The 24,734-nt window shown below is 45.3% G+C and carries 20 protein-coding genes, 1 tRNA gene and 1 other RNA gene; 11 read left to right on the top strand and 11 right to left on the bottom strand.

Going from position 1 to position 24,734, the window contains the following annotated elements; all coding sequences use genetic code 11:
* Positions 1-164: 164 nt before the first annotated feature.
* From P2W76_RS04780 to P2W76_RS04795, 4 genes are read left to right on the top strand one after another with little or no spacing between them, the layout of a single operon-like run.
* Positions 165-1,415, top strand: a complete 1,251-nt coding sequence (locus tag P2W76_RS04780) for an MFS transporter (protein WP_276346396.1) — start codon at positions 165-167, stop codon at positions 1,413-1,415.
* A 2-nt stretch (positions 1,416-1,417) separates the two neighbouring features.
* Entirely contained in the window at positions 1,418-1,960 is a 543-nt protein-coding gene (locus P2W76_RS04785; RefSeq protein ID WP_276346398.1) for an RNA methyltransferase, read from the top strand.
* Positions 1,960-2,619, top strand: a complete 660-nt coding sequence (locus P2W76_RS04790; RefSeq protein ID WP_276346399.1) for a YdeI/OmpD-associated family protein — start codon at positions 1,960-1,962, stop codon at positions 2,617-2,619. Before P2W76_RS04785 ends, P2W76_RS04790 begins: the two co-directional genes overlap by 1 nt.
* Before the next feature lie 2 nt (positions 2,620-2,621).
* The gene (locus P2W76_RS04795; RefSeq protein WP_276346400.1) at positions 2,622-3,422 is read left to right on the top strand and encodes a GNAT family N-acetyltransferase; all 801 of its coding nucleotides are present in this window, start codon (positions 2,622-2,624) and stop codon (positions 3,420-3,422) included.
* Between the two features lie 85 nt (positions 3,423-3,507).
* On the opposite strand, the gene P2W76_RS04800 is transcribed toward P2W76_RS04795, so the two are convergent.
* Together P2W76_RS04800 and gltB are read right to left on the bottom strand one after the other, a co-directional pair.
* On the bottom strand, positions 3,508-4,983 hold the full coding sequence (locus P2W76_RS04800) for a glutamate synthase subunit beta (RefSeq protein WP_276346401.1): 1,476 nt from the start codon (positions 4,981-4,983) through the stop codon (positions 3,508-3,510).
* On the bottom strand, positions 4,983-9,509 hold the full coding sequence (gltB, locus tag P2W76_RS04805; protein ID WP_276346402.1) for a glutamate synthase large subunit: 4,527 nt from the start codon (positions 9,507-9,509) through the stop codon (positions 4,983-4,985). Before gltB ends, P2W76_RS04800 begins: the two co-directional genes overlap by 1 nt.
* 217 nt (positions 9,510-9,726) lie before the next feature.
* On the opposite strand from gltB, the gene ffs reads away from it, so the two are divergent.
* From ffs to P2W76_RS04820, 3 genes are all read left to right on the top strand, one after another.
* Positions 9,727-9,826: signal recognition particle sRNA small type (gene ffs / locus P2W76_RS04810), an RNA gene on the top strand.
* Positions 9,827-9,917: 91 nt separating this feature from the next.
* A complete protein-coding gene (gene fsa / locus P2W76_RS04815; RefSeq protein ID WP_276346404.1) occupies positions 9,918-10,577 on the top strand; it encodes a fructose-6-phosphate aldolase in 660 nt (219 codons plus the stop codon).
* A 180-nt stretch (positions 10,578-10,757) separates the two neighbouring features.
* A complete protein-coding gene (locus tag P2W76_RS04820) occupies positions 10,758-11,750 on the top strand; it encodes a YpdA family putative bacillithiol disulfide reductase (protein ID WP_276346406.1) in 993 nt (330 codons plus the stop codon).
* A gap of 134 nt (positions 11,751-11,884) precedes the next feature.
* On the opposite strand, the gene P2W76_RS04825 is transcribed toward P2W76_RS04820, so the two are convergent.
* Complete coding sequence (locus P2W76_RS04825) at positions 11,885-12,370, bottom strand: HAD family hydrolase (RefSeq protein WP_276346407.1); 486 nt, start codon at positions 12,368-12,370, stop codon at positions 11,885-11,887.
* 169 nt (positions 12,371-12,539) lie between these two features.
* On the opposite strand from P2W76_RS04825, the gene P2W76_RS04830 reads away from it, so the two are divergent.
* Positions 12,540-14,585: an OPT/YSL family transporter gene (locus tag P2W76_RS04830; protein ID WP_276346408.1), complete on the top strand. Its 2,046-nt coding sequence runs from the start codon at positions 12,540-12,542 to the stop codon at positions 14,583-14,585.
* Between the two features lie 79 nt (positions 14,586-14,664).
* Positions 14,665-15,240 carry a 2'-5' RNA ligase family protein gene (locus tag P2W76_RS04835; RefSeq protein ID WP_276346409.1) on the top strand — a complete coding sequence of 192 codons (576 nt, stop codon included), beginning with the start codon at positions 14,665-14,667 and terminating at the stop codon, positions 15,238-15,240.
* A gap of 8 nt (positions 15,241-15,248) precedes the next feature.
* Here P2W76_RS04835 and P2W76_RS04840 read toward each other — a convergent pair whose 3' ends face one another.
* Positions 15,249-15,839: a DUF502 domain-containing protein gene (locus P2W76_RS04840; protein WP_276346411.1), complete on the bottom strand. Its 591-nt coding sequence runs from the start codon at positions 15,837-15,839 to the stop codon at positions 15,249-15,251.
* A complete protein-coding gene (locus P2W76_RS04845; protein ID WP_276346412.1) occupies positions 15,832-18,315 on the bottom strand; it encodes a bifunctional UDP-N-acetylmuramoyl-tripeptide:D-alanyl-D-alanine ligase/alanine racemase in 2,484 nt (827 codons plus the stop codon). Before P2W76_RS04845 ends, P2W76_RS04840 begins: the two co-directional genes overlap by 8 nt.
* A 44-nt stretch (positions 18,316-18,359) precedes the next feature.
* On the opposite strand from P2W76_RS04845, the gene P2W76_RS04850 reads away from it, so the two are divergent.
* Positions 18,360-18,836, top strand: coding sequence for a regulatory protein RecX (locus tag P2W76_RS04850; RefSeq protein ID WP_276346413.1), 477 nt, complete (start codon positions 18,360-18,362; stop codon positions 18,834-18,836).
* Between the two features lie 27 nt (positions 18,837-18,863).
* A complete protein-coding gene (locus P2W76_RS04855; protein ID WP_276346415.1) occupies positions 18,864-19,202 on the top strand; it encodes a cupin domain-containing protein in 339 nt (112 codons plus the stop codon).
* A gap of 46 nt (positions 19,203-19,248) precedes the next feature.
* Here the strand turns inward: P2W76_RS04855 and P2W76_RS04860 are convergent, their stop codons facing one another.
* The 6 genes from P2W76_RS04860 to P2W76_RS04885 form a co-directional block, all read right to left on the bottom strand.
* Positions 19,249-21,618, bottom strand: a complete 2,370-nt coding sequence (locus tag P2W76_RS04860; RefSeq protein WP_276346416.1) for an ABC transporter permease — start codon at positions 21,616-21,618, stop codon at positions 19,249-19,251.
* A gap of 4 nt (positions 21,619-21,622) precedes the next feature.
* Positions 21,623-22,033 (bottom strand): hypothetical protein, encoded by a 411-nt coding sequence (locus P2W76_RS04865; protein ID WP_276346419.1) that lies wholly within the window; start codon positions 22,031-22,033, stop codon positions 21,623-21,625.
* 78 nt (positions 22,034-22,111) lie between these two features.
* The gene (locus P2W76_RS04870) at positions 22,112-22,939 is read right to left on the bottom strand and encodes a glycoside hydrolase family 16 protein (protein ID WP_276346420.1); all 828 of its coding nucleotides are present in this window, start codon (positions 22,937-22,939) and stop codon (positions 22,112-22,114) included.
* A gap of 371 nt (positions 22,940-23,310) precedes the next feature.
* Positions 23,311-23,754, bottom strand: coding sequence for an HAD family hydrolase (locus P2W76_RS04875; RefSeq protein ID WP_276346421.1), 444 nt, complete (start codon positions 23,752-23,754; stop codon positions 23,311-23,313).
* A gap of 129 nt (positions 23,755-23,883) precedes the next feature.
* Positions 23,884-24,111: a hypothetical protein gene (locus tag P2W76_RS04880; protein WP_276346422.1), complete on the bottom strand. Its 228-nt coding sequence runs from the start codon at positions 24,109-24,111 to the stop codon at positions 23,884-23,886.
* A 368-nt stretch (positions 24,112-24,479) separates the two neighbouring features.
* Positions 24,480-24,565: transfer RNA gene (locus tag P2W76_RS04885), tRNA-Leu, on the bottom strand.
* Positions 24,566-24,734 lie beyond the last annotated feature (169 nt).

The following is a 24,734-nucleotide window of genomic DNA, read 5'->3' on the forward strand; positions in this document are numbered from 1 at the left end:
TTTCGTAAGGCTATAAAGTTAATGGATTGTTAAGGTTTTATAAGAGATGTTGAAAAAAGGCTTAAAGTTAATTACTAAACAAGATCCAGTTTAAGTTCAATAAATAACCTTTTTCAAGCCGCATAAATATCAAAGTAAATTCATGCAATATTCTATATTTGCTCATGATCACGAACCCTCTAAAGCTGTACAGGAATGCTTATTCTGGCTTAAGCAGGGAGAACTGGTATTTATCACTGGTCATGTTTATAAACCGTAGCGGAACTATGGTTATACCCTTCATGACTATTTACAGTACTCAAAAGTTAAATTTCAGCATTGTTCAGGCGGGGTTTATCATGTCCCTATTCGGATTAGGATCCATTCTGGGAGCATTTGCTGGTGGTAAAATAACCGATAAGCTGGGCTTTCATCATTTACAGCTTGGCGCACTATTCAGTGGTGGCGTATTTTTTATTTTACTGGCCTTTCTGGAGACGTTCATTAGCCTTGCAATCGGCACGTTTCTGTTGAGCCTGTGCAACGAATCCTTCAGACCGGCAAATTCGGCAGCCATTGCACATTATAGTTCCGAAAAGGTCCGTACACGAGCTTACTCGTTAAACCGGCTGGCCATAAACCTGGGCTGGTCATTTGGCGGTGCCCTGGGCGGCTTCATCGCTTCGATCGATTACCACCTGTTGTTTTACGTCGACGGATGCACTAATATTCTGGCTGGATTTCTCCTGTTAAAACTGTTACCGTTTGAAGCGAAAGACAAGACGGTAAAAGACAAACCGGATAAACCTGTGATCCGGTCGGCCTACAGTGATCGCCTATACCTTGCCTTTATTTTCCTGACCATTCCATTCGCCGCATCATTCTTTCAATTATTTATCCTTCAGCCAGTGTTCTACAAATCAGAGTGGCATCTTTCAGAGCAGTTCATCGGAGGCCTCATGGCTCTGAACGGGCTATTGATCGTTAGCTGTGAAATGGTCCTCGTTCATAACCTCGAGGGGCGGCGAACGCCGCTGTATTTCATTACCCTGGGTGTGTTTGTAGCCGCACTTAGTTATGTCGCCCTAAACATACTTCCCCCGGCTGCCTGGGCAGCAGTTATAGCTGTAATTCTGGTCACAGTTGGAGAAATGCTTGCCATGCCATTTATGAACGCATTCTGGATTAGCCGGTCCAATGAAAATAACCGGGGTGAATACTCGGCTTTATATACGATAGCATGGTCGGTAGCCCAGATAATCGGGCCTATATATGGGGGAATTTTAATTGAGCACGGTGGGTATAGCATGTTTTTCTGGTTCCTCGCAGCCAGTTGCGTATGCTCCGCATTAGGTTTTATGGTTATTAATCATGTAGAACCTATAAGAAAGTGGAAGAAGGATACGCTAAGCTATATCAGAACCTCTTATTTTTGAGCATGCGGAAACTGAAAATGGAAGAACTGGCGCGTGTGGATATCGAAGGGTTTAAGAAACAAGACAAGCTGCCTGTAATAGTTATATTGGACAATGTACGCAGTATGCACAATATCGGCTCTATTTTCCGCACTTCTGATGGTTTTGCTGTCGAAAAGGTCTGTCTATGTGGCATTACTGCACAACCGCCACACAGGGAAATTGAGAAAACCGCGCTTGGGGCGACACATTCCATAGAATGGGCGTATTACGAGCATGTGAACGATGCGATCTCAGAACTAAAGAATACCGGTTACACGATCGTAGCAATTGAACAGGCCGAAAATAGTATTATGCTAACTGATCACACGCCTCTTGCAGGCAAGAAGTATGCGCTGATCTTTGGCAACGAGGTTGAAGGTGTAAGCGATGATGCGATGCTGGCGTCTGATGTTTGTATCGAAATCCCACAGTTTGGCACCAAACATTCATTTAACATCGTCGTTTCGGCCGGGATCGTTCTGTGGGATTTCTTCTCCAAGTTGAATCCAATACTTAACAAGTAATGAATAACCTGAACAAAAAACTCCAACTTAAGGCAGGGCAAACGATCATGATCGTCAATGCCCCGGCGTATTACCAGGGTCTTTTGGAACCTTTGCCGGAAAATGTAACTGTTTCCACCGCCGTTCAGAAAGAGTATAACCACGTCCAGCTATTTGTAAAAAACAGCACAGAGCTTGCCGCGGCCCTCGCCGAAATCTCCGCCACACTACAACCAGACACGGTTATATGGGTAATGTATCCTAAGAAATCTTCGGGAATAAAATCAGACCTGGACATGATGAACTCCTGGAAAGAACCTGAAAAATATGGATTGCGCCCTGTTTCTTCGGCTTCAGTAGATGAAACCTGGACGGCATTAAGACTGAAGCCGGCAGATCAGGTAAAAAAATCAGGCCTGGGAAATTCTGAAATTCAGAACAGTGAAATGAGTCAATACCTGGATGTCATAAACAAGGTTGTTACGCTTCCCTCCGACCTTAAAGCTGCATTAAGCGGCCGGCCCGACCTTCTGCTATTTTTCGAATCACTTGCCTGGTCCCATAAAAAGGAGTATGTGGTCTGGATATTGTCGGCTAAACAAGAGAAAACACGGGCGGACAGAGTTCAAAAGACCGTTGAAATGCTCGCGTCAAATAAAAAAAATCCAAACGCAAAGTAATTATGAAAACAGAGCACCTGCAAAGTGCGGATATAGACCGGCTTAAAGAACTTCAGCCCGAAACATGGACAGATATAAGACCGTACTTTTACTTTTACAAAGGTTCAGACTATTGCCAGCCCCTAAAGATCACAGAGGATAAAAAGATCATTGCTGTGGGAACCAGCATCCATCATACGGACTCCGCCTGGCTCGCTCATATCATCGTCCACCCCGACCATCGAAACAAGGGCCTGGGCAGAGAAATTGCTTCCGCATTGGTAAAGGACCTCGATCCCGACAGGTTTAAAACCATTTATCTGGATGCAACCGATATGGGATATCCCGTGTATAAAAAACTGGGGTTCGAAGTCGAAGCCGAATACATTCACCTCAGTGGAAAGCATCAGGATCTTTATCTTTCAGATACGACAACGATTATACCTTATCATTCGAAATACAGGGATGAGCTTCTTGCGATGGATAGATCAATTTCAGCGGAAGACCGGGTAAGGGTACTCGAAAACCACTTGACATCATCCCTCCTATGCCTGCACGAAGGCAAACTGCTTGGCGCTTATTTTCCCCTCCTGCTCGACGGCTTTGTACTGGCCCTGACCGTTGAGGCGGGTACAGAGCTTATGAAGTTAAGAATGAGAACAAAATACAACGCCCGCTTTCCGGCCAATAACACAGCATGCACTAATTTCCTGATCAGCAATGGCTACGAGGTGACCGGTTCATCCAAAAGAATGATACTGGGGCAAAAAAGAAACTGGAATGGGGAAGGGATCTTCCACAGGATAAGCGGGGGACTTGGGTAGTTATACGTTGTACGTTATAAGTTATAAGTTATACGTCTTCTTTCCGAGGACCACTTATAACTTATAACATATTACGTAAAACTTCCTATCCGATCATATATTCCCGAACCCGGTCTTTACTAGGCAAACTTGAGCGGCCCATCAGGAACTCGTCTGCTCTTCTTGCTGCTTCACGACCCTCTGAAATTGCCCAAACAACCAGAGACTGACCGCGGCGCATATCACCTGCAGCAAATACTTTCGGAATATTGGTCATATATTGACCCTCCACGGCATTAACATTTCCTCTTGAATCCAGTTCAAGTCCGGTGTTCTCTACCAGGCCTGAATGCTGAGGATGCAAAAATCCCATGGCAAGTAATGCCAGCTGGCATGGAAGCTCCCTTTCGGAACCTTCAACTTCTGAGAATTTAACTGGCCGGCCATTAGCATCCAGTTCCCACGATACATCAGAAACTAATATCGCGCGAAGCTCACCTTTTTCGTTCCCTAAAAATGCTTTAGTATTTATTCCCCAGAAACGCTCACAGCCTTCTTCGTGCGAGCTGGTAGTTTTCAACACCATAGGGTAGGTTGGCCATGGCATGTGTTCGTTGCGTTCAGCCGGCGGCTGGCTTAACAGTTCAAACTGCTTTACCGTATTCGCATGCTGACGATTTGAAGTTCCGACACAATCAGACCCCGTATCACCACCGCCAATTACTATCACGTCTTTTTCTGTTGCCAGGATCTTCTCATCAGCGAACGAAACATTACTTACCGTTTTATTCTGCTGTTTCAGGAAATCCATCGCAAAATGAATCCCCTTCAATTCGCGGCCCGGAATATTGAGGTTACGCGGAATAGTCGAGCCAGCAGCCATAATAATGGCATCATGCTGATCGATAAACTCCTTCATATTACCGTTTGCACCTACTTCGGTATTGCAGACAAATGTGATCCCCTCTTCCTCCATCACCTGGATACGACGATCAACAACGTTCTTTTCAAGCTTAAAATCAGGAATACCATAACGAAGTAAACCTCCGGGACGATCATCCCTTTCATAAACAGTAACGGTATGTCCGGCTTTATTCATCTGGACAGCAGCAGCCAGGCCTGCAGGCCCGGATCCAACAACAGCTATCTGCTTGCCCGATCTTAAAATCGGCGCATTCGGCTTCACATAGCCTTTGGAATAGGCGATCTCAATAATATGCTTTTCGATCTCCTCGATAGCAACGGGTGGCTTATTTATACCGAGCACACATGCCGCTTCGCATGGCGCAGGGCAAATTCTCCCTGTAAATTCAGGGAAATTATTTGTGGAATTGAGGATCAGATAAGCCTCTTCCCACTTGCCCTGATAAACCGCTTCGTTGAACTCTGGAATAACATTTCCCAGCGGACACCCCGAGTGGCAAAACGGTATCCCGCAATTCATGCACCTGGCAGCCTGTTCGTTTAACTTCTCCGCGGGATATTCATGTACAAATTCATTGTAGTTCTTCACACGCTCCGCAGGGGCTATTTTTGAAGGAAGCTCCCTGCCATACTCCTTAAATCCTGTTGGTTTTCCCATTATCCTGCTGATTGCTGAACTTTTTGAAGGTTCAATACTTTTTTATATTCTTTAGGGAATACTTTTATAAAACATACTGACTGTTGCTCCCAGTCGTCAATAATATACTTTGCTACCTGGCTTTTTGTAAGCTGTACGTGCTTATTAAGCAACGCCAGGATCTCTTCTTCATCCTGCGGTGACAGCGGATCCAGATCAACCATCTCAGAGTTACAATTGGCCACGAAAGAGTTATCCGGGTCATACACCCATGCAATTCCACCGCTCATACCAGCGGCAAAATTCCTTCCGGTTTTCCCCAGGATCAGCGCCCTGCCGCCTGTCATGTATTCACATCCATGATCACCCACGCCCTCAACAACGGCTGTACCGCCTGAGTTACGTACTGCGAACCGTTCACCAGCCTGTCCTCTTACAAAGAGCTCGCCCGATGTAGCTCCATAAAGGGCAACGTTTCCGATGATAATATTCTCCTGAGGAATTGTTGTATTCTTCTCTGATGGATAGATCACCAGCTGCGCTCCGGAAAGGCCTTTACCTACATAATCATTTGCTTCTCCTTCAAGCTCGAATGAAATTCCTTTCGTACAGAAAGCACCAAAACTTTGTCCGGCCGAGCCTGTAAATTTGTAATTGATCGTGTTCTGGGGTAGGCCGGCAGAGAAATATTTCTTAGTGATCTCGTTAGACAATATGGTACCCGCGGTACGGTCAGTGTTTTTGATATTAAACGACGCAAACACCGGAGTTTTCGTTTCAATAGCGTCCTTGGCCTTTTCCAGCAATTCCCAGTCTATTACATTGTCAAGACCGTGATCTTGTTTCTCGCTGTTATGCAGGGTCATTCCGGATGGGTTATCCATGAAATGCAGGATCCCTGAAAGATCAATATTTTTTACTTTCCAGTGATCCACATCATCACGCATCTTAAGGAACTGAACCTTTCCTACCATGTCGTTAACCGTCCTGAAGCCAAGTTCGGCCATGATCTCACGGAGTTCTTCAGCAATAAATCTGAAAAGATTAACAATATGCTCCGGTTTACCGCTGAACAGCTTCCTTAACTCAGGGTCCTGGGTTGCAACACCTACCGGACAAGTATTCAGATGACATTTCCGCATCATGATACATCCGCCTGCAACAAGTGCAGCTGTAGCAACACCCCATTCCTCAGCTCCGAGAAGCGTAGCGATAGCAATGTCCTTTCCGGTTTTTAACTGTCCGTCTGTCTGAAGCACAACCCTGCTCCGGAGTTTATTTTTTACCAAAGTCTGCTGCGCCTCGGCAAGACCCAGTTCCCATGGTAAACCGGCGTGAACAATAGAAGTTAATGGCGATGCGCCTGTACCACCATCATAACCAGACACCAGAATCACGTCTGCATGAGCTTTTGCTACCCCGGCGGCTATCGTCCCAACCCCTGCTTTAGAAACAAGCTTTACACTTATCCTTGCGGCACGGTTGGCATTTTTAAGGTCAAAGATCAATTGCGCAAGATCTTCAATGGAGTAAATATCATGGTGTGGCGGAGGAGATATCAATCCCACTCCCGGTGTAGCGTGACGAACCTTTGCGATCCATTCATCAACTTTGTCGCCCGGCAGCTGCCCCCCTTCGCCGGGTTTAGCACCCTGAGCCATTTTAATTTGCAGCTCATCTGCATTGGCAAGGTAATTTGCAGTTACCCCGAAGCGCGCCGAAGCTATCTGCTTAATGGCAGAGCGCATCGAGCCGCCGTCAGGCATCACCTCGTACCGCAATTCATCTTCGCCGCCTTCACCGGTATTGCTTTTTGCCCCTATACGGTTCATGGCTATAGCAAGCGTGCTGTGAGCTTCGTGCGAGATAGATCCAAAAGACATCGCTCCTGTGGCAAAACGTTTCAGGATAGACTCAATAGGTTCGACCTCGTCCAAGGGAACAGGCTGACGGTGATGAGCGAAATCCAAAAGCCCGCGAATGGTATAAAGACTGTCGGTTTGCTTATTTATATGAGATGCGTATTTTTTATACACATCAAAATTGTTTGTTCTTGTTGAATGTTGAAGCAGGTGAACTGTTTCAGGATTAAACAGGTGGGCTTCGCCGCGCCTTTTCCACTGGTAAACACCCCCCGCCGTAAGGATCCTGGCTTCGATACCAGCCCTTCTGAAGCCTGTGAAGTGCTTGTGCAAGGCCTCCTGAGCGATATCATCCAGGCCGAGCCCACCAATTCTTGAAACTGTTCCTGTGAAATAGTGATCTACAACCTCCTTATTCAAACCAACGATCTCGAATATCTGGGCTCCATGATATGACTGCAAGGTAGAGATCCCCATCTTAGAGAATATCTTAAGCAATCCATCATTAACAGCCTTGGTATAATTCTTATAAAGCGCCTTTAAATCAAGGCTTGTATCCAGCTTCTCGTCTGTTTTAAGCTTGCGTATTGTTGCAAGGGCCAGATATGGATTTACGGCAGTTGCACCAAATGCGATCAGACATGCGAAATGATGAACTTCCCATACATCGCCTGCCTCAAGCATTATTCCAACGGCTCCTCTCAAACCCTTTTTAATAAGGTGGTGATGAACTGCAGAAACCGCTAATAAAGATGGTATAGGAGCATGTTCAGAATCCAGTGCCCTGTCTGATAAAATTAGGACTTCGAAGCCGTCATGAACAGCATCTTCAGCATATCTGCATAAACGGTCTAATCCACGTTGCAGGGATCCCGGCTGCCCGTCGGCTTTAAAATAAGTCTGTAATGTTTTTGCCTGAAAGGAACCTGTATCAATACTTCTGATCTTTTCAAGTTCAGTATTACTCAATACCGGATGAGGCAGAGCCACACAGTGACAATGCATTTTATCCTCATCGAGAATATTTCCATTGTTCCCCATAAACCCGGCCAGGCTCATTACAAGACGCTCGCGGATAGGATCGATCGGAGGATTGGTTACCTGTGCAAAAAGCTGCTTAAAGTAATTCGATAAATGCTGTGGGCGGTCAGAGAATACGGCTAAAGGGGTATCTGTACCCATAGACCCGATCGCCTCCTTACCATGAAGTGCCATCGGCTTAATCAAGGTATCGATATCCTCCCTCGAATAACCAAACACCTGCTGGTATTTAAACGTCGACTCATTCGACATCTGAGTGAAGGCTACTCTTGGTTCAGCAAGGTCTTCAAGCCTGATCTTATAATTTTCAAGCCATTGCGCATAAGGCTGCTGTGTAGTAACCTGCTTTTTGATCTCATCGTCTTCAATGATAGCGCCTTTTATAGTATCTACAACCAGCATCTTGCCTGGCTGCAGGCGGCCCTTTTTAACTACTTTGGATTCATCAACAGGTAGTACACCTGCTTCCGAAGCTACAATGATCTGATCGTCATTGGTAACCACGAAGCGTTGTGGACGAAGACCGTTTCTGTCCAGCGTAGCCCCGATCATGTGCCCGTCGGTGAACGCGATAGCTGCCGGTCCATCCCAGGGTTCTATAAGGGTTGCGTGATATTCGTAAAATGCTTTAGTAACCGGGTCCATCAGCTCATTACCATCCCATGCTTCGGGGATCAGCATCATCATCACATGAGGCAGGGACCTGCCGCAATGGAATAAGAGCTCCACCACATTATCGAGGCAGGCAGAATCCGATTGATTGTTATCAATTACAGGCAATAACATGTCCATCTCGTCTTTGCTGAAGAACGGCGAAGCGAATGAGCGGATGCCAGAGTAGAACCAGTTCAGATTACCCTTTAATGTATTGATCTCGCCGTTGTGCGCTATAAACCTGAATGGCTGCGCAAGCCTCCATGAAGGAAATGTATTGGTAGAGAACCTGGAATGGATCATACCAAAAGCGGATGTTAGTTCCTTATTGTTCAGATCCTGAAAATAAGTTCTTACCTGGCTGCTGGTAAACTCTCCTTTATATATAATGACATTCTGAGAAAGGGAGCAGATATAAAACTGTTGTTCCGCACCTCTAACTGTCTCACGAATAGTTTTCGTAATCAGATTCTTAAGCACGTAAAGCTTTCGTTCAAAATCCTCCGCAGTGTGTAATGAAGCTGGTTTCTCAATAAATACCTGTTCAATATCCGGCTCTGCCGAAAACGAGGCCTCGCCCACTATACCTTTATTAATAGGAACCTGACGATAACCGAGTACCTTCAATCCAAGTTTTTCAGCACTTCTGGCTATTCCCGCGCGGCAGGCTTCCTTGATGGTGGCCTTTTTGGGGAGAAATAGCATTCCTACACCATAACTACCTGGTTTATCCAGGTTGATATTGAGCTTTAAAGCTTCACTTTTAAAAAAATCGTGAGGAATCTGCATTAAGATCCCCGCACCATCACCCGAATCCGGATCACAACCGCAGGCTCCACGGTGTTCCATGTTCTCTAAAATAGTAAGGGCATCACTTACGATCTGATGCGATTTCCGGCCCTTAATATTTGCAATAAAACCAACTCCACAAGCGTCATGCTCGTAATCCGCACTATATAATCCTTGCTGTTGGCTGTCAGTCTTTGTCATCAAAAATCTAGAATTTATAAATCCGCCTAAATTACAGAAAATGGCGCTGATTTACTTTATTGTCAATAAGTTTTGTCATTCAATCAAAAACTAGCATTATTTTCGGCTCGAATTAACAATTTCGCAATTAACTCCCACATTCATTAACAAATTAATATTTCATCTTTCATTTCAAACTGCCGGAGCTAAAATTGCATTTTTTTCCTACTTTTGTCGCGGGCAAGTCTTTTACGACCAGCTCCCTTTGAACTCCCCCAGGGTGGGAACGCAGCAAGGGTAGAAGGTTGTAGCGGTGCGATAAAAGGTGCTTGCCCATTTTTTTCTTCTCTAATAATCTAGTCATATTTGATCCGTTAACCGGATGGTTCACCGAACTCAGGATATCATAAATATTTACAAACCGCTATTATGAAATTTTTCATCGACACAGCAAATCTCGCACAAATAAAAGAAGCGCAGGCTCTTGGAATTCTAGACGGTGTTACCACCAACCCCAGCCTTATGGCGAAAGAAGGTATCACCGGCCATGGCAACGTGATCAACCATTATAAGGCTATCTGCGATCTGGTAGAAGGTGATGTAAGCGCCGAGGTTATTGCTACCGATTTCGAGAATATTGTGAAAGAGGGAGAGATTTTAGCTGCTCTTGATCCGAAGATCGTTGTCAAAGTCCCAATGATCGCTGAAGGAATTAAGGCTATTAAATATTTTACGTCAAAAGGTATCAAAACAAATTGCACCCTGGTATTTTCCTCCGGACAAGCTTTGCTTGCTGCTAAGGTTGGTGCAACCTATGTTTCGCCATTTATAGGTCGTTTGGATGATGTTTCTACTGACGGTTTAACTCTTATCGAGGATATCCGGCTGATTTACGATAACTACGGATTTGATACGGAGATCCTTGCAGCATCTGTTCGTCATCCTATGCATATAATTAATTGCGCTAAAATCGGAGCTGATGTAATTACAGGCCCTTTAGCTGCGATGATTGCCTTAATGAAACACCCCTTAACTGATAGCGGACTGGCTACTTTCCTGGCAGATCACGCAAAGGCAGCGGGCAAGTAATAGTTAAACGTTTTACGTGGTACGTTTTACGTCTGGGCGGAGACGCTTCACGTTTTACGTTGTAAGTTATACGTTATACGTCTGTGCAGATGCTTCACGTTTAAGTTATACGTAGCACAGCGTCTAGTAACTTACAACGTAAAACGTACCACGTACAACTTTTTTTCGTAATTTATCCAAGTGAACCCCCAATTTGATACCTTAATAATCGGCGGAGGGCCTATCGGTATGTCGTGTGCGATAGCGGCGCAAAGGGCTGGTTTGTCTTATGTGATCGTCGAAAAAGGATGCCTCGTTAACTCTCTTTATAATTATCCGGCGAACATGACCTTTTTCTCCACTTCAGAGAAACTGGAAATAGGCGGCGTTCCCTTCGTTTCAAACAATATTAAACCCACACGTTCCGAAGCACTCGAATATTACCGCCGGGTTGCGGCGAAATTTGATCTGAACCTGCGGCTGTTCGAACGTGTAAAAACGATCAGCAAGACGGACGAACGATACACTATTGAAACGGATAAATCGCGCTACTCCGCCCGCTATATCATCGTCTCCACCGGCTTTTATGACATCCCCAATTTAATGGATATACCTGGTGAGGACCTGCCTAAAGTGAAACACTATTACCAGGACCCTCATTTTTATGCGCGACAAAAGGTGATCGTTGTCGGGGCGAACAACTCTTCTGTTGATGCAGCGCTTGAAACCTGCAGAAAGGGCGCCGAAGTGACAATGGTGATCCGGGAGAACCAGATCGGCGAACGGGTAAAGTACTGGGTCAGGCCTGATGTAATTAACCGCATACAGGAAGGCAGTATAAAAGCATATTTTAACTCTAACCTGCTGGCTGTTCGTGAGGCAGAGGCTGATATACAAACTCCTGAGGGCAAGATAAGCGTTCCTAATGATTTCGTTTTAGCAATGACGGGCTACAAGCCTGACTTTGCCTTTCTTAAAAACCTGGGAGTTAATCTTTCAGACGATGAGGTCCGCCTTCCTGAGCATAACCCCGAGACTATGGAAACCAATGTCAAAGGCCTGTATCTGGCCGGTGTGGTCTGCGGTGGAATGAATACCCACAAATGGTTTATCGAAAATTCCCGGGAGCATGGGGACCGGATCATTGGGCATATTGTAAAGAGAGAGGGGGAATCGGTAAATGGTAATGGGTAATCGGTAATGGGGAATCGGTAATCGGTAATCGGTGCGTACGACATCTGATCACTGATTACCAGTCATACTGATTACTGGTCACTGATTACTGATCACCGATTACTGATCACCGAATACTGATCACCGAACACTCATTATGCAATAAGCCCCAAAACCTCCCCAATCGGCTGATCGCTGTCGATTAAAATGCCCCTTACCCCTGCTGCTTCGCCAGCAATAACGTCCCGTTCCCTGTCGCCAATGAAATAAGATTTTGAGGCATCGATTTCAAAACGCGCGATAGCCTTTTCAAGCATCAATGAACCTGGTTTACGGCAAAGACAGTTGCCATTATATTGGGGATGATGATTACAGTAGTAGGCTTCGGTGATCCTTATTCCTTGTTTGGAATAAGTTTCTATTAAATGGTCGTGCATTTGCTTTAGGGTTTCCGGTGTATACCAGCCTTTTGCCAGCCCCCCCTGGTTTGTAATAACTATCAGCAGGTAACCACTGTCCTGCAGTTTTTTTAATGGCTCAAAATTATGTTCCAGCACGCAGAAGTCCTCGAATTTGCAGACATAATCGCCCAACTCCTTATTCAACACCCCATCGCGGTCCAAAAAAACTGCCTTATTCATATATTAAAATTGCTATTTGTGATTGTCTAAAAAGATTATCTTTATTACTTAGCCGTGCCTTCGCCGCAATGACAAAGTTATGATATCATTGCAAGCGAAGCGCAGCAAAATTTAATTAAATCACCTCGCTACTACACCCTGTGTCATTGCGAGCAAAGCGAAGCAAAATATGTCAGAAACTCAAACACAGAAGGAATTTAAACCCTACATTCCTGCTAACAGCAAAGTTGCCGAATTCACGGTTAAATCCGTATTGCTCGGGGCAATATTCGGGGTCATTTTTGGCGCAGCAACGGTTTATCTGGCCCTGAAGGCTGGATTGACGGTTTCTGCATCTATTCCCATAGCTGTATTAGCGATCTCCATAGGCCGCAAATTTTTCAAGACCACGATCCTTGAGAACAACATAATACAGACAACCGGATCGGCAGGTGAGTCGATAGCTGCCGGAGTTGTATTTACCCTGCCGGGATTTTTGTTCCTGTCTGCCGGCAGCAACAGCGAGTCCTTTTTCTCATACTGGCCAATATTCTTCCTAGCTGCCCTGGGCGGGATCCTCGGAACGCTGATGATGATCCCACTCCGTAAATCTCTCATCGTTGAAGAGCATAATAACCTGCCTTACCCTGAGGGTACGGCTTGCGCTTCGGTTCTTATCGCAGGTGAGAAAGGCGGCGACTTTGCAAAAACTGCATATTATGGGCTGGGCTTTGCATTTGCATACGCCATACTGCAAAAGGTTTTTCATGTCATTGCCGAAACTCCTACCTGGGCAACTACTCAGGCAAATAAATATTTTCCCTCTGCTACTGTCAATGGAGAGATCACCCCGGAATACATGGGTGTAGGATATATTATCGGACCGAAGATAGCCGGAGTACTCGTAGCTGGCGGGGTGCTTGCATGGCTTGGCCTTATACCTCTTCTCGCTACCCTTGTGCCCGCAGAAAGCGTAGCCCTGCAGCTTGTCAAGCTGGGATACTTGAAAGACGTATTAAGTCCCGGCAGTTCTGCCGGATGGGATCCTGCGACCAAAACATTTGAAAATACTGCAACAGCTATTTATCTGGCCTATGTGAGGCAGATTGGTGCAGGAGCAGTTGCAGCCGGTGGTTTTATTACCCTGCTTAAAACCATTCCAACTATAGTGTCCTCGTTTAAATCGAGCCTTGCATCGATCAATAAAATGGATGGTAAGACCGCTGTTAAACGTACTGACGACGATCTATCTTTCAATACTGTAATTTTGGGCAGTATTGCCCTGATTGTACTCATGGCCGTCTTACCCCAGATCCCGGGTGATTCTATTCTCAATAAACTTCTTATCGGCGTACTCGTAGTAGTATTTGGCTTTTTCTTTGTAACTGTTTCAAGCCGTATCGTGGGATTGATCGGCACCTCCTCCAATCCCATCTCAGGAATGACCATCGCAACCTTGATGGGTACCTGCCTGATCTTTATCAGTATCGGCTGGTCGGGCCAGCTCTATGAACCTATGGCACTCGTTGTGGGAAGTATGATCTGTATTGCTGCAGCAAATGCTGGCGCTACCTCCCAGGATTTAAAAACAGGTTATATAGTCGGCGCTACTCCCAGGTATCAGCAACTAGCCCTGTTTGTCGGAGCAATAGTCTCAGCAGTAGTCATTGGCGCAACATTATCTATTCTCGACAGGCCAAATGCCGAAATGCTATCACAGGGTATCAATCATGCTATTGGAACAGAAATGTATCCGGCACCGCAGGGAACACTGATGGCTACACTCATTAAGGGCCTGCTTTCCTTTAATCTTGACTGGCAGTTCGTGCTTGTCGGAGTATTCCTTTCTATCACGATGGAACTTTGCGGCGTTAAGTCGCTATCATTCGCCGTGGGAGCTTACTTACCGCTAGCAACAACGCTTCCTATTTTCGCCGGCGGGGCAATTAAGGGACTGGTTGACCGCAGGTCTAAAGACAAACATGAGAAAACCGAGGATGAGGACCTGGGGAAAGGAAACCTTTTTGCCACGGGACTCGTTGCGGGTGGTGCTTTGATGGGTGTTATATATGCATTCCTGATGGCATTCGAAAATACAGCGGCACCGGTTTCAAGTTTGAATATTGAACACAGTCTCACTTCTGCCCTGGGCGAAGGCGGATTTCAAATACTTGGATTCGGGTTCTTTGTAATAATGGGTGTCGTGTTATACCGAATCGCGATAAGTAAGAAATAAGGCTTTACGACCTGCATATTTTAGATCAGGGTTTAAATTACTAATATTTTTAGTATATTTAAACCCTAATCTATTTCTAATGCAGAGCTTATATTTAATAGCAGTCCTTCCTCCGGAGGACCTTTCGAATCAGATCCATGAAATAAGGGTACATTGCGCGGAGAAATTCGGTGTACAAAAGGCATTAAAGCCGCCGGTGCATATAACACTATACCCTCCTTTTAAAATGGAAGAAACGTTCGAAGCACGAATGTTCCGCTTACTTCAGTCCGCGGGTTCGGGCCTGCACCCGTTCAAGCAGGAACTTGAAAATTTCGAAGCTTTCGATATGCACGCCGTTGTGATCAGGGCGCTGAAAAATGCGGAGATTATGAAACTGCAGCGTGCCGTCGCGTCAGTATTCCGCAGGCACGAGATTGACAAAAAGCCCGCCGGCGCTAAACGACTGCCTTTCCGCCCTCATCTGACTATCGCCTACCGCGATATCCTGCCGGAAGTTTTCCCTATGATATGGGAAGAATATAAAGATGCCCGCTTCAAGCGCAGCTTTATGCTCGATCACTTTAGTTTGTTAAAACACGATGGAAAGCAATGGCGCAGGATCAGTGATTTTAAACTGTCAATGATGATGAGACAGGCAGAATTATTTGATTAGTATCTCATTCACAACTGACTCACCCCACCAGATACAATAAACTTCATTGCTTCGCTGGCGCTCATATTCAGAGGCTTTACGCGTGTTATACTAACAATACACAACTGTCCGGCAAAGGAGTATGAAAGCGGAAAGTAGACGGCAACCTCTCCCGGGTAGCCGATCTTAGTAAGGTCTTTCTGGGTAATAAATCCTATTTTCTTCAAGCCGGTTTCGTTCACCTCCACCACTACCGGCTCGCTGAACTTCTTATCATCACCTACAAAAGCCTCCGTCAGGTCCTTAAAAGAGGTATATATTACATTAAATACAGGTAACCTTTTAAACCAGCCTGCGAACCACTTCTTTATAGGGTCCGTTACAAAATTAGTAACAACAATACCTACAACAATAAGAATGATTAATACGGTTAATATTCCCAGGCCAGGGATATAGATCGGCTTCCCGGCCTGGTCCACCCATATAACATCACTCAGGTTCAGTGCAGTATCAACTTTGACAAATATCCAATAGATCAGAAAAATCGCGGCGGCAATAGGGACTATCACCAGGGCGCCCCTGACCATGTAATTAAATAAAGCCCTGACTATTCTATTCATAATAATAAATCCGTTTTACTCGTTGTGATATCCCTGTAAGGACCTCATATGCAATTGTTCCCATTTGCTTTGCCAGATCTTCAACCCTGATCTTATCGTTAAAAACGATGACCTCATCCCCTTCTGCAGCGTCAATACCCGTAATATCGATCATGCACATATCCATGCAGATCTTACCGATGGTTTTCACTTCCCGGCCATGAAGAAGCATTTTACCGGCTCCGTTGCCCAACTTACGGCTGTACCCGTCGGCGTAACCTATCTTTACCGTCGCAATTTTCCCACCCTCAGGCATTCTTCCCTCCCTGCCATAGCCGATCGTGTCGCCGGCTGGAATATCCTTGATCTGGGAAATACTGGTTTTCAGCGAAGTTACGGTTTGTAGCGGAGATTTGTCACCGCCTGCAGCATGAACAGGATCAATCCCGTAAAGGCCGATACCGAGGCGAACCATATCAAAGGCGGCATCAGGCCAGCGGCTTATGCCCGATGTATTAGATAAATGCCTTAACACCGGGTAGTCCAGGGTTGATATTATCCTGTCCGACAAGCGCGTAAAACGATCTATCTGTTCTTGGGTGAATGCATCATGCTGCTCGTCCTCACTTGCCACTAGGTGCGAAAACACGCTTTGAACATGCACTAATGTATTGCCTTTCAGGCCCTGGAGCAACGGATCAAGCTCACTTTCCATAAAGCCGAGCCGGTGCATCCCGGTATCCAGCTTAATGTGGATGGGATATGAATGCAGTCCTTTGGCAGAAAGAGTATTTATGAATTCCTGGAAAATCCTGAGGCTGTAGATCTCTGGCTCAAGCTTATAATCAATAATAGCATCAAAGGCGAGTAAATCGGGGCTCATCACCATTATGGGAAGGCTGGTACCAGCTTTCCGGAGAGCCACTCCCTCATCAGCATAGGCTACAGCGAGATAATCCACGCCGTTAAATTCCAGCAGGTTAGTGATCTCAAAACTCCCGCTGCCGTAAGAGAAGGCTTTTACCATAGCCATCACTTTGGTGCCCGAAGTCAGCAGGCCTTTATAATAATTGAGGTTATGCTCCAGCGCATTAAGGTTTATCTCCATCACCGTTTCATGGACCTTCTGAGTGAGCATCTGGCTTATACGTTCAAACTCATAGACCCTCGCACCCTTGAGAAGGATGGTCTCATTCTGAAAGTTAAGCGATGAAAAGGCATCTATCAGATCGCCGGTGCTTCGAAAGAATTGCTTGTCGCACGTAAAACAGGCAGTGTGCTTCGTCATACGTTCTCCAACACCCATTAACCTGTTTATCGACCTGCTTTGCAGCATCTGGCCTACCTGTGCATAAACCGATTCTGAATCCGTGCCCGGGATATCGGAAAGGATAAGTGTCCGCTTAGGGTGCTGGTTCTGATGTTTGAGAAAGTCGAGCGCTATAGCCAGCGAAGACAGATCCAGGCTATACGAATCATCAATAACGGAACAATTATTTATCCCGTTCTTCAACTCCAGCCTCATCCCAATAGGAAGGAGTTTTCCCAGCCGCTTACTGGCTTCCTCAGGGCTGTACCCTAAGGCCAGCAGCGTCGCCCAGCAGATTATTCCGTTCTCTATCGATGCCTGGTCTGAGAAAGGGATCAGGGCGCTTACCTCAATACCTCTAAATTTGCCTCTGAGCTGCTGACCATTTCCCTCTGACACCCTGTGGCTATAAATTTCCAGATCTGCCCCATCGCGGTATCCCCAGGTAAACTTCTCCATGCCGGGAATCTCGCCCTCATACTCATCCAGGTATCTATCGGAATAGATAAAAAGTCCGGCATCTTTAAATAGATTGAGCTTTTCGCTGATCTTTTCGGCCCTGGACTTGAATCCCTCCTGGTGAGCCTCGCCAATATTTGTAAGAATCCCTATAGTGGGTTGTATAATAGCTGCAAGCGGCTTCATTTCACCTGTCCTGGATATACCCGCTTCAAATATAGCCAGGTCGTTCTCTTCAGTCATCTCCCACACAGAAACCGGTACCCCCAGTTGCGAATTATAGCTTTTAGGGCTGCGTACGATGTTCCTGCCCGGCGCCAGCAATTGGTAAAGCCACTCCTTGACAATTGTTTTGCCATTACTCCCCGTAATACCTATCACCGGATAGTTGAATTTCCTACGGTGGACAGCTGCAAGATCCTGTAAAGCCTGTAATGTATCTCCAACCAGGTAAAAATTACAACCGGCAAACTGAAGGTGATCAAATCCAGGGTCTGAGATCACGAAATTCCTTATTCCTGCCTGATAAGCACCGGCAATAAATGTGTGCCCATCCCGCCGGCCCTGGATCGCAAAAAACAAGGCCTGACCGATATTGCTCAACTTTCTGCTGTCCGTAAGGAGAGTCCGGACCACCGCATCTGGCATCTGTATGTAAGCCCTGGCGTTCATGCCGGCTACAAGTTCTTCCACAGGATAAAGAAAATGCCTCATTGTTGCGAATTTCATTAAATTTTAAGGAATAAATTAAATATTTACGATATTTCATCGATTTGAGAAACGAAGCAGGCAGCCCGAAAGTTTTCAGCAGAGCACAGGCCAGGGTTAAGGCTGAGAGTTATTGTGCTTACCAGGAGCGCTCCCAGTATGAAGTAAGAAATAAGCTTTACGAATGGGGTTTACACCAAAAGGAGGTTGAAGAGATCATTTCAGAACTCATCGAATCTAACTTCCTCAACGAAGAACGTTTTGCGCTGGCTTATACACTTGGCAAGTTCCGCATCAAAGGCTGGGGAAAAATAAAGATCAAACAGGGACTCAAACTAAAACGGGTACCGGATAAGATGATCGCAAAATCGCTTAAAGCGATCGATCCGGATGATTATATCGCAAAATTAAAAAGCCTGATCGAAAAAAAAGCAGCTACGCTCAGGGAGCCTGATCCATACAAAATGCGCTATCTTTTAGGTAGATTCGCGGCGTCCAAAGGATTTGAACAGGACTTGATTTCTGACATTTTAAAGGATTAATACCCTCAACCCTAAGCTGTTTTAATTATGCCTGCAACAAATGTATTCCAACTTGATGACCAAACCCAGTGGGAAGACCTTGGTGATGGCGTATCACGCAAGATCTGCGGTTATGATGACAAGATCATGCTGGTAAAGGTAAAGTTTGAGGTTGGTGCAATCGGGCCGCTGCACGAGCATTATCACTCGCAGGTCACTTACGTCGCGAGCGGCGTATTCGAGGCAAGCATCGACGGTGTAAAGCAGGTGCTGAAAGCCGGCGATAGTTTTTACGCCAGGCCGCACCATATTCACGGGGTATTGTGTATCGAAACAGGGGTACTGGTCGATGTGTTCAGTCCGATGAGGGAGGATTTTTTGGGATAGCCCACCGGTAACCCTCATTTAGAACTCTTCAGTGCCCCTTATTATTTTATTCCGCCCTTAAGCTTCTCACCGGGTTCATCAACGCTGCCTTAACACTCTGGAAATTAATCGTCGCCAGCGCAATAAATGCCGTCAGTAAACCTGCTATTGCAAATACCCCCCAACTGATTGAAATGCTGTAGGCAAAGCTTTGCAGCCATGTGTTCATCGCCCACCATGCTACAGGGAATGCAATCAACGCGGAAATGCCAACTAATACCAGGAAGTCTTTAGACAGCAATTCCGTAATTCCTATAACGCTCGCTCCAAGAACCTTGCGGATGCCAATCTCACGAATACGTTGTTCAGCGGTAAACATTGCCAGTCCCAGTAAACCCAGGCATGAAATAAAGATGGCAAGGAATGCAAAACAATTGGAAAGAACACCGATCATCTGCTCACTTTTGTAAAGCGTATTATATTCCGTATCTGCGAATTTATAGCTGAACGGAAAAGCCGGATTAAGCTCTTTGCTCAATTTTGCCAGGCTCGCAAGAGCTTCCGTTGTTTGGCCCGGTTTGGTTTTCACAAGAATATTCCCGTTGTAACCCGGATCACCAAGCCACAGTACCATTGGCTTTACCGGTTCATGCAGGGAATTAAAATGAAAATTTTTCACTACACCTACAATGGTCGATTTGCGTCCCCACATAGTAAATGATCTGCCGACAGGATCGGTATAACCTATCTGCTTTACAGCTTCCTCGTTTAAAATATACCCTACAGAATCTGCAGCAAATCCTGGTCTGAAATCATGTCCCTGCAGTACCTGTATGTTCATTGTTTTTACGAAATCAAACCCAACGCCTGCATAGCTGAATGTAGGTTTCATTTCCGCTGGCTTACCCTCCCAATCTATTCCCCAGGTTCCCGATGAGATGTTGACAGGCTGCTGCTCGGTTCTGGATATCGACCCGATACCAGGCATTTTCAAAGCCTCTGTTTTAAACAGTGTATATTTCTGATTCAATTCGCCTTCCTGAGGCACAAAAATCAGGTTCTGACGATCAAAACCAAGGCTTTTTGTCTTAATATAATTCACCTGCTTAGATACTACGATAGTTCCCACGATCAGCATGATCGAAAGCGCAAACTGGAATATAACCAGCCCTTTCCGGAACACCACATTCCCGCCGCTTAATTTCATCGTCCCTTTTAAGATCCTGACAGGATTAAATGACGACAGAAACAAGGCCGGATAGCTGCCCGAAACAAGGCCTGTAGTAATTGTTACCCCCGCCATGATCAGCCAGAATGGGCCTTTACCCACAGGGAAAACAATTTCCTTCCCAGTAATATTATTAAAAACCGGCAGCAGGACAGCTACCAGGGCCAGGGCAACCAAGGTCGATATGAAAACGAGTAGTATCGCCTCGCCAATGAATTGCGCGATCAGGGAGGCACGCACCGCACCAACAACCTTTCTGACTCCAATCTCCCTGGCACGTTTAACAGAACGGGCAGTGGTCAGGTTCATAAAGTTGATGCAAGCGATCAGTAAAATAAATACTGCAACAATGCTGAACAAGCGTACATATTCAATTCTGCCACCTTCCGGTTGCCCCTGGCTATCAAATTTAGAGTTGAGATACATATCATCATAGCGCTGCAGGCCAAACTCTATCTTAAAATCACCCTCCTGCGGGTCATATTTATTCAGGAAATTCTTGATTTGTTTAGCAAACACTTCCGGGTCTGTACCCTTTTTTAACTGCACAAAAGTGCCTACTCCATGATTTCCCCAGCTCTTCATATTATTATTATCCGCGAGAAAAGCCTCCCAGTTTATTAGGTAGTCGAATTTGGATGTTGAATTTTTAGGCTGGGCATCAAAAACTGCAGTTACCCTAAAGTCACGCCGATTTTCAAAACGAACGGTCTTTCCCATCGCTAATTGCGAACTTCCAAAGAAGGCTTCAGCCATGCTCTTTGAAATGGCCATATCATCAGGAGTATTTAATGCGGTATTTCTGTCGCCCTCCAATACAGTATAACTGAACATTTTCAGGAAATCAGCGCCCGCAAATAGTCCATCTTTCTTAAGGATCTTGTCGTTCACCTGGAAAGTATGCTCCCGGCTCTGAGATGCAGAACTGGCCAGTTGCACAGCAGGCAGAACTTTCTTCATTTCCTCTGCCAATACCCCGGGAGTAAAATAATTGGCCTCGATCTCCCCTGCTGAATATACCCGCTTGAATACGGAATAAAGCTGCTCCGAATTTGCATGAAATTTATTCATATTCCGCTCATCATCTACCCAGAGATAAATGAACAGACTGCAAACTAGCCCGAGGGCGAGGCCCAGGATATTGATGGCTGAGAATACCTTATTTTTCGATAGGTTACGAATGGCAGTGAGAAGATAGTTTTTTATCATAACATTAGTTTGTCTTTTCGAATTTATCTGCGGTCATCGTTAGGATACTGTCATCCGACAGATTTTTCACAACGTGAAGGCTAACCTTGCCATCTTTTCCCTCAATGGTGAGTGTATAATCGCTATCGTTCATGATTGCATTAATGACACTTTTTCCTTCCTTGAACGGCGTGGTCCATTTGCAGGTCTGCGAAACGATCTTCAGCTCGCCCCTGTCTACACCATCTATATTGAGGAGGACAGCTGTTTTCGAAAACCTAAGTATTGTTTTTTCATCCTTTACACCAGTTGGGTTACCGGATGGATCCGCAAGATTCGTTTTTGACGTACTTAACACTGCATTCTCTTCGCATTGCGCGAAACTGCTTAATGTCCCCGTCAGGCAGATTAATAATGTGATTATTACACTTTTCATGTTTCAAATTGTTTGATATATATTTTTAATTATTTATCAGCTCCCCCTCAGACCACATACCTCATACCTCAATACCTCTCACTGATACACCCTCACCCAATCAACAATCATCTGCACAGGCAATTGATTAATATCTACTCTACCAACCCAGCTGCCGCCTAGCTGCTGATCGATCATCACAAAAAACGGCTGATCATAAGGCCATTGGCTCGCATCGGCATCTGGCTTGCGCGGATAGGTAAACGTTTCTTTTCCGTTCACTGTAAAGACCAGTTTATCCGGATACCACTCCAGTCCGAATGTATTGTAATCATCCACATTTATTTTTGCTTTACCCGAATGCGGAGGATTGTTCGTCTGCTTTAAATTAAGGGTATAGTAAGAATGTGTAGTTTGATAAACTATAGAATCGCTATTCAGATGTTCCATAATATCTATTTCGCCATTTCTGGGATAAGCGCCATACTTTCCCTTCTCAGCCAGCATCCACATCGCGGGCCATGCACCCTGGGCACATTCAAGCTTTGCACGGATCTCTATTTTTCCGTATTGAAAGGCAAATTTACCCTTTGTATAAACCCCTCCGGTGATGTACGGCCTTGAATCCTTTAGTGTATCAGGCGTCCTAATCCCCTTGAGAAATAACTTCCCGTCTGTTTGGTCATAACAACCCGCAAACGTGCTCATATGCTTGTTCCAGTCGCTTTGGCCGGGGCCGATCTTACTCCATTTAGTAAGATCAAGAGCAGCTCCGTTAAACTCATCGTTCCACACCAGCTTCCATTTTTTGCTTTTCCGCTGCTCCTTTTGTACATAGATATAATTATCAGTTTTTACCGTGTTTATTATCCGGCACGAAGAGGATAAAACAACAGCCAGAAAAGCCACTTTTAAAATTTTATTCATACGTAAATCCCCAACAGGAAATAAATAAACTGATCATTATACTTCTCATATTTTAAACTGTCTGCTCCACCAATGTCTACACATGCATAAACCTTACAATACAGTACCATGCAATACACAATACGTGCCGACCCTGTAATCAATTGAAAAACAGGCCACTAAAGAGACATGCAGATTGTTCCTACTGTTCGTAAACGGACGGTAAATGTTCGGCAGCGAACGGTCAGGATGTCAGACCGGCCTCTGTAATTTTTGGCTTTCCGTTATGGATTAAGGCGGCGGGAATATCAACTCAAAGAGTGTGTTTAAACTAATAAGTACTTTTCCGGGAGTCTAAGCGTCTGACAAAATAATGAACAGGAATCGAAAGCTCACAAAACTTTAGCTACCTCGCTAAGCTTTGTACCTTTCGACTCCCCTGGCTCCTCAGGGTAACGGTTTGCCGCATCCATCAGGAAGGTTTTTAGACCCAGTTCACGCCCTCCTTTGATTTCCGATTCGAGGTCGTCGCCGATCACTATAATATCTCCCTTCCTCAATTGATATTTGTCAATAATCCGTTGGATTACTTCCTTTTTTGTCTCGGAAGTAAAGTCAGGATCAACAATAAAGATCTCCTCAAAGTCATCTGTAATGCCAAGACAAGCCAGCTTGCTCATTTGAAGCCTGGTGTATCCTGCCGTGAGCAGAAATCGCCTCGCCGGAAGGCTTTTGATGTATGAATAATCATCATAGACGTCCATCCCGCCTTTATACTCCATATTGCGGAGGAGTTCAGAACCTTGCCGGGCCAATTCTGCCGGAAAATTATGCATGGTTGCAACCTTATGAAAAGGTGTACGCTGAATGTCCTTCTTTGCGGCTTCTATTGTCTCTTTATAAAGTGCCGCTGGTGGAGGCTACCGGATAAATAGTATTATCAAGGTCAATAATCAGTGCAAGCATTATCCGGCTTGATTCAGGTTTATCTGCCGGCCAATTTCATTTATCTCGGCATCGTCGTCGAAGATCGGAAGATCGGTTTCGTGGTCCAGCTTTAACCAAACGCCTTCTGTATCTTTTTGAACGTGCACATATTCTTTTCCTTCTTTGAAAATAGTGAATGTGTTATCTTCTTCAGGGAACACGGAATAGGTTGTTGATCCTATGTAGATGTCGAAAGGTTCTTCCATGTGCGAAGATAGGAGTTATGAGGAAAGTATTGCTGAGTGATAAAACTAAAAAGCCTGAAACTTTCATTTCAGGCTTGTACTCGGAGCGGGTGCCGATAACTATCGGTACGAACCCGCACTCGCTTTAGGGCGAACAGGATTTTAAGTCCTGCGTGTCTACCATCCCGATAGCTATCGGGACCACCATCATCTATAACGCAGCATCAGTTTTTCGATCATTTCCGGATACTTCTTTAAATTTTGAATACAATACGATAGGACAAATCCATACAACTACCTGTATAAAGCTTATCAAGTTTTCCAGAATATAATATATAAATCGATGCCATAGAAACAAAAAAGCCCTCAAAAAATTTGAGGGCTTTTCGTACTCGGAGCGGGAATCGAACCCGCACTCGCTTTAGGGCGAACAGGATTTTAAGTCCTGCGTGTCTACCAGTTCCACCATCCGAGCGAATGGTTATTAAATTTGCTCTGACAACCCTGCGGGATGTGTCTACCTCCCGATTGCTATCGGGATCCACCATCCGAGCGAATGGTTATTAAATTTGCTCTGACAACCCTGCGGGATGTGTCTACCTCCCGATTGCTATCGGGATCCACCATCCGAGCGAATGGTTATT

The organism is Daejeonella sp. JGW-45 (assembly GCF_029360805.1).
GTDB lineage: Bacteria > Bacteroidota > Bacteroidia > Sphingobacteriales > Sphingobacteriaceae > Daejeonella.

Bases quoted from the DNA above. Each gene is read 5' to 3' on its own strand.
- P2W76_RS04780 (WP_276346396.1), top strand. From the start codon at position 165: ATGATCACGAACCCTCTAAAGCTGTACAGGAATGCTTATTCTGGCTTA.
- P2W76_RS04785 (WP_276346398.1), top strand. From the start codon at position 1,418: ATGCGGAAACTGAAAATGGAAGAACTGGCGCGTGTGGATATCGAAGGG.
- P2W76_RS04790 (WP_276346399.1), top strand. From the start codon at position 1,960: ATGAATAACCTGAACAAAAAACTCCAACTTAAGGCAGGGCAAACGATC.
- P2W76_RS04795 (WP_276346400.1), top strand. From the start codon at position 2,622: ATGAAAACAGAGCACCTGCAAAGTGCGGATATAGACCGGCTTAAAGAA.
- P2W76_RS04800 (WP_276346401.1), bottom strand. From the start codon at position 4,983: ATGGGAAAACCAACAGGATTTAAGGAGTATGGCAGGGAGCTTCCTTCA.
- gltB (WP_276346402.1), bottom strand. From the start codon at position 9,509: ATGACAAAGACTGACAGCCAACAGCAAGGATTATATAGTGCGGATTAC.
- fsa (WP_276346404.1), top strand. From the start codon at position 9,918: ATGAAATTTTTCATCGACACAGCAAATCTCGCACAAATAAAAGAAGCG.
- P2W76_RS04825 (WP_276346407.1), bottom strand. From the start codon at position 12,370: ATGAATAAGGCAGTTTTTTTGGACCGCGATGGGGTGTTGAATAAGGAG.
- P2W76_RS04830 (WP_276346408.1), top strand. From the start codon at position 12,540: ATGTCAGAAACTCAAACACAGAAGGAATTTAAACCCTACATTCCTGCT.
- P2W76_RS04835 (WP_276346409.1), top strand. From the start codon at position 14,665: ATGCAGAGCTTATATTTAATAGCAGTCCTTCCTCCGGAGGACCTTTCG.
- P2W76_RS04840 (WP_276346411.1), bottom strand. From the start codon at position 15,839: ATGAATAGAATAGTCAGGGCTTTATTTAATTACATGGTCAGGGGCGCC.
- P2W76_RS04845 (WP_276346412.1), bottom strand. From the start codon at position 18,315: ATGAAATTCGCAACAATGAGGCATTTTCTTTATCCTGTGGAAGAACTT.
- P2W76_RS04855 (WP_276346415.1), top strand. From the start codon at position 18,864: ATGCCTGCAACAAATGTATTCCAACTTGATGACCAAACCCAGTGGGAA.
- P2W76_RS04860 (WP_276346416.1), bottom strand. From the start codon at position 21,618: ATGATAAAAAACTATCTTCTCACTGCCATTCGTAACCTATCGAAAAAT.
- P2W76_RS04865 (WP_276346419.1), bottom strand. From the start codon at position 22,033: ATGAAAAGTGTAATAATCACATTATTAATCTGCCTGACGGGGACATTA.
- P2W76_RS04870 (WP_276346420.1), bottom strand. From the start codon at position 22,939: ATGAATAAAATTTTAAAAGTGGCTTTTCTGGCTGTTGTTTTATCCTCT.
- P2W76_RS04875 (WP_276346421.1), bottom strand. From the start codon at position 23,754: ATGCATAATTTTCCGGCAGAATTGGCCCGGCAAGGTTCTGAACTCCTC.
- P2W76_RS04880 (WP_276346422.1), bottom strand. From the start codon at position 24,111: ATGGAAGAACCTTTCGACATCTACATAGGATCAACAACCTATTCCGTG.